Source organism: Ochrobactrum sp. SFR4 (genome assembly GCF_019730395.1).
GTDB lineage: Bacteria > Pseudomonadota > Alphaproteobacteria > Rhizobiales > Rhizobiaceae > Pseudochrobactrum.
The window spans coordinates 1-239 of sequence record NZ_JAAPBB010001314.1 but is presented as its reverse complement, the minus strand read 5'-3'; the positions used below and the strand labels follow the sequence as shown (position 1 = coordinate 239).

Sequence of the window (239 nt, the reverse complement as noted above, 5' to 3'; positions counted from 1 at the left end):
AGCCGCGCAAGACGAGCGTCAAAGAATCCTATGCGCTGCTGATCAATGATGAATCCGACAAGCTGCTGGATCAGGATCAGGTGACACAGGAAGCGCTGGAAGCAACCCAGAACGACGGTATTGTTTTCCTTGATGAGATCGACAAGATCGCATCACGTGAAGGCGGTACAGGGGCAGGGGTTTCCCGCGAAGGGGTGCAGCGTGATTTGCTGCCGCTCGTCGAAGGCACAACCGTTGCG

At 56.1% G+C, this 239-nt stretch carries 1 protein-coding gene; it reads left to right on the top strand.

Going from position 1 to position 239, the window contains the following annotated elements; genetic code table 11:
- Positions 1-239: AAA family ATPase (locus HBA93_RS23280; RefSeq protein WP_221724801.1), on the top strand; the 239-nt coding region annotated here is incomplete at both ends.